Source organism: Stenotrophomonas pictorum JCM 9942 (genome assembly GCF_001310775.1).
GTDB classification, from domain to species: domain Bacteria; phylum Pseudomonadota; class Gammaproteobacteria; order Xanthomonadales; family Xanthomonadaceae; genus Stenotrophomonas; species Stenotrophomonas pictorum.
In genome coordinates this window covers 1-680 of the sequence record NZ_BAZI01000750.1, presented here as the reverse complement: position 1 = coordinate 680, position 680 = coordinate 1, and the positions used below count along the sequence as shown (strand labels likewise).

Below are 680 nucleotides of genomic sequence, written 5' to 3'. Positions count from 1 at the left end.
CCTCGCCGGCACCGGTGGAGACGCTGGTCGAGCAGGCGATGGCGCACTACCGGCTGCCCGGTATCGCGGTCGGGGTGATCGAGGATGGCCGGATCGTGCAGGTCGTCACCCGCGGCGAGCAGGCCGCCGGTCTGGGGCCGCCGGTCGATGCCGACACGCTGTTCAAGATCGCCTCCAACACCAAGGCGATGACCGGCGCGGTGCTGGCGCGGCTGGTCCAGGCCGGCACGCTGCGCTGGGAAGACCCGGTGACGAAACATCTGCCCGGGTTCCGCATGTACGACCCGTGGGTGACCGCCAATCTGCAGGTGCGCGACCTGCTGATCCACAACAGCGGCCTGGGGCTGGGCGCCGGCGATTTGATGCTGTGGCCGGAGCCGAACCGCTTCAGCCGCCAGGACATCCTCGCCGGACTGGCCCACCTCAAGCCGGTGGGCAGCTTCCGTGCCGACTACGCCTACGACAACCTGCTGTATGTGGTCGCCGGTGAGGTCGCCGCGGCGGCGGCCGGCAAGCCGTATGCGACCCTGGTGCGCGAGGAGATCTTCCAGCCGCTGGGGCTGACGCGCTGCCAGGTGGGGCAATGGTCGGCCGCGGCGGTCGGCAATATCGCCCGGCCGCATTACCGCCAGGGCGCGCGCAATATCGCCGTGGACGCCGATCCGGACACCGTGGCTGAC

Annotated in this window: 1 protein-coding gene; it reads left to right on the top strand. The window is 70.4% G+C overall.

The annotated features are described in order from the left end of the window. Window positions 1-14: 14 nt before the first annotated feature. Window positions 15-680: serine hydrolase domain-containing protein (locus JCM9942_RS17470; protein ID WP_256202434.1), on the top strand; the 666-nt coding region annotated here is incomplete at its 3' end.